Below are 5,395 nucleotides of genomic sequence, written 5' to 3'. Positions count from 1 at the left end.
GAACTGCGATGGTCGACGATGAACATGCCGCCTTCGCGGCACAGTTCACTTGCCAGTGCTTTTTTTTAGCGCCCGTTCGATCGTTCTGGGGTGCAGATCGATGTCGAGTTCGTCGTGGGCCAGCTTGGCAAGGTCGCGGGCACGGAGGGGTTCGCCAGGCGCCAGCCGTGCCTGCAAGAACGCCAAGATTGCTTCGTCGATCTTGCGCGGCCCGCGGGGCCCTGTCTTCTCCGGCACTAGCCCCGCGATTCCTGCCGTGTCGAAGTTCGCCTTGGCCTGATAGTAGGTCGGCCTGGAAACCCCGTACTCGTCGGCAGCCTCCGTCACCGACAGCTTGTCGACCAAGACGCGACGCAGCATCTCGTATTTGACCTGCACGATGTCGTGCGGGTCGAAGAAGTCGCTGCCGCGAAACTTCGGATCGCGGACCTTGTCCGGCGCCGAATTGAGCGTGCCCTCTTCGGCAAGGGCTGCGGTCTTTGACTGCCTGCTGTCGGGCATCGCTGGCTCTGGGCGTAAGAGGGAGAGAATGTGTAATAGTAATTATGCCGCCATTGCGCGCGGCGTCAAGATGAAGCCTAAATAAGAACGTCGATTCTCGGCGGCTTACCTCGATAAACCGGCCGAAGAATTGCCCAAATCGCATGACTTGCGGCGTAGTTCGCTTTACATCTGCGGCATAATTGGCCTTACGATCCATCTCTTGATCACCCCGCCAATTTGCCCCTGAGGCGTTCTACCAAGTCAGCCAGCGCCAGCAGATCAGAAACCCGCAACGCCGCTCGCCCGCGCCCCATGACCACTTCTGGCTCAGGGCTCGCAAGATCAGTCCAATGCGGAGGAACCGACCAGACGGCGCCATCCTCGGCCTGCAGCAAGAGCCGCGCACCATGTCGGTTCTGGCGGCGGCCCACGCATGGTAAGCGACGCTCAAACAGCGGATGAAACGGATGCGTTACCCCCACTAGCTCCTGTTCTGCGTCGAGTGCGGCTGCATTCTCTCGCAAGGTACAAGGTCCTGGAACGCGGGCGCTTCCCGTGGCCGAGCACCGAAGGCGGCGTTGCCCGGCTTACCTCGGCTCAGCTGGCCATGCTGTGGGAAGGGATCGATTGGCGCCGTCCGGACTGGGGCGCGCCACCTGCGCGCGTGGGATAGATTATCTCCCTGAAGTCCCTTGTTTTGTTGGCTATTATGGGTGCCACGTGGTATCTGTCGGCATGTCTGATGACGCCGATATCCTCTCCAACGATCCCGCTGTTCTGAAGGCGATGATCGCCGCCCTCCAGGCGGAGAATGCCCGCATGTCGGCCACGCTGCAGGCTCATGAACACCTGGTCCAGACGCTGCGGCTGAGGATTGCGAAACTGCAGAAACAGGCCTTCGGCAAGTCGTCAGAAAAGATTGAACGGGAGATTGCCCAGCTCGCCTCGGCATCGCGGGCCAGCATCTCGCCTCGCTCGGGCACGCCGAGCACCTCGCCCAAGAGGCGCAGCGCCTCAGGCGTGTTCTCGAAGCGCCCGTCGATCAGCACGTAGGGGATGCCGGTCTGCGCCTGCACCCGGTCGGCAAGGTCGATATAGGTGTCGCGCACCGAGCCGAAGTCGAGGATCAGATCCGGCGCGATCTCAAGCACCCGCTCTAGGTTGGCCTCGCCGCCGCGCCCGGTGAGCCGCCCGGTCTCGGGGAGGTCGCGATAGGGTTCGGCGACATAAGCGCGTTCCTCGGGGCGCAGCGCACGAGGCCAGCCGGTCAGCGCTTCGGGTGCGACCACATAGACCAGCACCGAGGCCGGCGGGCCAGCGGCGAACACCGTCTCGATCCGCTCGGGCAGTTCCACGACGCGGCCAGCGCTGTCGGTCACGCTGCGAGCAAACCCGGGCGACGCGGCGAGGCAGGCGAGCAGGAGCGCCCTGAGGATCATCCGCTCACCCCCCGACCCTGCCCGACGCGTCGAAGCCATAGTTGTCAAGCACGCGCTGACCATCGGGCGACAGGATGTGGAATGCCAGGTCCCAGGCCGAGGGCGGCGCATCCTCGAGCACGATAAGGCCATAGTCGGCACCCACCGAAAGCGCCTGCGGCACCGTCACGATCTGCAGTTCTGGAAGCTCGCGCTGCGCCAGCACCGCATTGGTGCAATAGGTCAGGAATAGATCAGCCCGGTCGTTTTCCATCACCCAGGCGTATGGGTTACGCCCTGCCGGGGCCGCCTCGCTCTCTGGTCCACCAGTCAGCTGCAACGCCTTGCTTTCCAACTCGGCCCGCGCGCCGAGACGGAGCTCATCAGCCTTGTCGAAGAGCTGCCAAGCATAGTCCCCGGACGGATCAGCCCCCGGTGTCGAGGTGCCGAGACGGGTGGTCTGGGCCAGCATCACGTCAAGCAGGGTATCGCCGGAGACCTCCAGTCCGGGCTGCGCGAGGCCGCAAAGGCGGTTACGGGCGAACAGCACCACCGGCCCGCCCTTGCCCGCCTCGGCGAGGGCTTGCGGATGCGCCATGTTGGCCGAGGCAAAGACATGCGCCGGCGCGCCGTCCTCGATCGACTGGCGCATGAGCCCCGAAGGCCCGAAGGTCGTCTCGACAGCGATTCCGGTGTCGTTCTGGAAAGCGTGCGCCACCTGTCCGAGGGCAGCTTTCAGGCTGCCTGCGGCCACCAATGAGATCGGTTCCTTTGCCGTCGCGGGACCCGTCATCACAAGACCCAACACCGCGATTGCAGGCAGAATGTGCTTTGGCATGTGTCTCCTCTCCTCAATCGCTTTTCCAACCACGGACCGAAGGCAGTTCTCCCCAACTCGCCCTGGTGAAACAGGCAAAGCTGGTCAACCGGATCGTGAGAGATTGCCTCAAAATGAGTCATGTCAGGTGCAGACTGTCCGAAGAAGCCGGCGAATGCGACGCAAATTTTGCATAATTTTGCAGTCGAATTTGTCCATGTGGGGATGAGCTACTACCATGGACTGATCAAGAAGCCCGAGTACGTACCAAAAGCCTAGGTTCCCTAGGAAGAAACCGACCAGCGCCGAGCCGAAGCAACAAGTCGTGCCGAGTGCAGCTCGACATATCTCAATGCCAGAAGGGGCTGGAACGGTAGGACAAAACAGAGATATCCTCTATTTTCTTCGATAGATGGTTTCAGCTAGGGCCTTTCGCCCAGCTTCCCTGCTTGTTGGGTTCCCTCTATACCCCTATGGCGCATCTGTGGCATCAACGAAGGACAGAACAGCATCGACGAACGCCGCGCGATCCTGAACCGGTCCTCCGTGGTTGGTCCCCTCGAGAACCGAACCGATGGCATTCGGCTGGCACCTCACCACCTCGTCGGCCATCATCGCGTCCAGAACGTAGGCGTCGCTTCCTTGAATCACCAAAGTTGGGATCTCAATGCGCGAAAGCGCATCACAGTCGATCGATGCTGCTTCGGCGACAGCTTCCAGAAATGGAGGAAGAGTGCGCGCATTGTCGTCCCACATCTGCTGCGCAAGGTCGGAATGCGAATCCGCTTCACCTGGTTCCAACCGAAACGCTGCCTCGATCAACCGCCGAACGGCATCTTTTTCCTCGCCTGCTTGCAGCGCCTCGGCCATTGGGCCGAAAGCCGCGAACTTCTGGGAGATTGCGGCGCGCTCGCCTGACAGACCCGCATGAAGGGACGAAACCGTCGGCTCGAAATGGACAATCGAGCGAAACTTTTCCGGGTGGTCCATCGCTGAACGCAGACCGACGAGGCCACCATAGGACCAAGTTACCAAGTGTACGGGGCCCGCATCAAGCGCGTCGACAACAGTCGCAAGGTCCTCGGCATGGGTTGCGACGCTAAAGCCGGCGGCCTCGTCTGGCCATTCGGCGGGTCCGAAATACCGCTGATCATATGCCACGAAGCGGTGGCGCTCGGCAACGCGGTCACGGATACCTCCCCAGACCCGATGGTCCGAAACCGCGCCATGAAGGAATAGAACCACTGGACCGCTGCCAGCTTCTTCGTAGGTCAGCTTGCCTTCTCCGACAGGGATCTCCTCGCCGCAGACCCGCAAAGCCGATGGCATGAGCAGCACGGCCGCAGCAAGGCCAGCGCGAAGTTTCGTATTCATGATGAATTGATGTGTCATTCCGATAGCCCCTTCGCGTGTTGTGACAAGGGAAGCACGCCCGAACATGATCGGAATGTCCTGATCGGGGTCTGAATTCTTTCTGAATCAAAAGTCGGACGGTAGAATGGTATTGTCTGGAGGGTGTCATGGAGCTTGGCGACCACAGGTTCGACCCGGAAAGCGGCGACCTCTTCACCGCAGGCGGAGAAGCCGTGCCCTTGAAGCGGCAAGCCCGCGCGCTTATGCAGGCGCTTGCTGCCGCCGAGGGCCGCGTCGTCTCGAAAGACCAATTGATGGATGTCGTCTGGCCGGATGTGACGGTCAGCGAGGACTCGCTGTATCAGGCTGTTGCGGAGGCAAGGCGGGCGCTCGGCGCGAATGGGTCCGAAATCATCAGATCGGTACCGCGTCAGGGCTATCTTCTGACTGCGACAGGGGCCGGTGGCCGAAAAATCGGGCGATGGTCGACGATGGCCGGGCTGGTGTTGTTCGCGGCAGTCAGTGCAGTCATCATTTCGTCGATATGGGAGGTGCCATCCGGCGAAGCCCGGCATCCGGTGATTGCCGTACTGCCGTTTGAGGCCCAGACGGGTGACGAGACATGGAGGCGGCGTGGCGCGGGGTTGTCTGCCGAGCTTGCTACGGAGCTTGCGCGCAATGACTGGCTGGATGTAGTCGCACCAGAAGCCGCCGAGATGCTTGTGGGCTCCACCTTGCAACGAGCAGCCGACTCTCTGGGAGCAAGATTCCTTCTGGCGGGAACGCTGGCAGCTGAGGACGGTGCGCTAAGGGTGTCAGCCCGCTTGATGGACGCCGAGACGGGCAAACTCATCTGGTCGGATCGTTGGAGCCGTGACGAAACGGGCTTTCTGGAGCTCGAAGCTGATGTTCTGGATCGGATCTCCGGGCCTCTGGCCGGTGCGTTGACTGGCGCGATTGCCCGTGCCGAACTGGCCAGTTCGCGAGCACGGCAACCCCACTCCCTTGACGCCTATGATCATTTCTTGTTGGGCCTCGAGGCGAAGCATCACTGGAACCGCGAAGGGTTTGCTCTCGCGACAAGGCATTTCAATCACGCCATCGCGCTCGATCCCGACTTTGCCAAGGCATGGTCGTTCCTGTCGCTCAACCTCAGCTTTCTGGCGCTTGAAGCGGCGTCTCAGGGCGAACGCCAGGCGCTATGGCAAAAAGCCCGAGATGCGGCCGAGCGAGCCTATCTGTTGGCCGCGGACGATCCGGATGAGGTGTGGCCCGTGTGGCGGGGGCGGGCGGGGCACGGTGGGGTCGAGAAAGGACCACGGAT

At 61.8% G+C, this 5,395-nt stretch carries 6 protein-coding genes and 1 pseudogene; 3 read left to right on the top strand and 4 right to left on the bottom strand.

Features of this window, described 5'->3' with window-relative positions; translation table 11 throughout:
* Positions 1-45: 45 nt before the first annotated feature.
* Positions 46-501 carry a helix-turn-helix domain-containing protein gene (locus ACN0Q0_RS17595; protein WP_417244488.1) on the bottom strand — a complete coding sequence of 152 codons (456 nt, stop codon included), beginning with the start codon at positions 499-501 and terminating at the stop codon, positions 46-48.
* A 206-nt stretch (positions 502-707) separates the two neighbouring features.
* Positions 708-965, bottom strand: coding sequence for a DUF5372 family protein (locus tag ACN0Q0_RS17590; RefSeq protein ID WP_417244487.1), 258 nt, complete (start codon positions 963-965; stop codon positions 708-710).
* On the opposite strand from ACN0Q0_RS17590, the gene tnpB reads away from it, so the two are divergent.
* Together tnpB and ACN0Q0_RS17580 are read left to right on the top strand one after the other, a co-directional pair.
* Entirely contained in the window at positions 917-1,156 is a 240-nt protein-coding gene (gene tnpB / locus ACN0Q0_RS17585) for an IS66 family insertion sequence element accessory protein TnpB (RefSeq protein WP_417244486.1), read from the top strand. The two genes, ACN0Q0_RS17590 and tnpB, sit on opposite strands and share 49 nt — an antisense overlap.
* A 62-nt stretch (positions 1,157-1,218) precedes the next feature.
* Positions 1,219-1,434 (top strand): annotated as a pseudogene (locus ACN0Q0_RS17580) (IS66 family transposase); the annotation flags it as partial.
* Between the two features lie 492 nt (positions 1,435-1,926).
* On the opposite strand, the gene ACN0Q0_RS17575 reads toward ACN0Q0_RS17580, so the two are convergent.
* A complete protein-coding gene (locus ACN0Q0_RS17575; protein WP_417244485.1) occupies positions 1,927-2,739 on the bottom strand; it encodes a molybdate ABC transporter substrate-binding protein in 813 nt (270 codons plus the stop codon).
* A gap of 450 nt (positions 2,740-3,189) precedes the next feature.
* Positions 3,190-4,110, bottom strand: a complete 921-nt coding sequence (locus tag ACN0Q0_RS17570; RefSeq protein WP_343504803.1) for an alpha/beta hydrolase — start codon at positions 4,108-4,110, stop codon at positions 3,190-3,192.
* A 128-nt stretch (positions 4,111-4,238) separates the two neighbouring features.
* Between ACN0Q0_RS17570 and ACN0Q0_RS17565 the strand changes: the two genes are divergently transcribed.
* A partial coding sequence (locus ACN0Q0_RS17565) for a winged helix-turn-helix domain-containing protein (RefSeq protein ID WP_417244484.1) occupies positions 4,239-5,395 on the top strand: 1,157 nt, incomplete at its 3' end.

The organism is Celeribacter sp. (assembly GCF_048259695.1).
Lineage (GTDB): Bacteria > Pseudomonadota > Alphaproteobacteria > Rhodobacterales > Rhodobacteraceae > Celeribacter.
The sequence above is the reverse complement of the archived record's forward strand: the minus strand, read 5'-3'. Positions and strand labels throughout refer to the sequence as shown.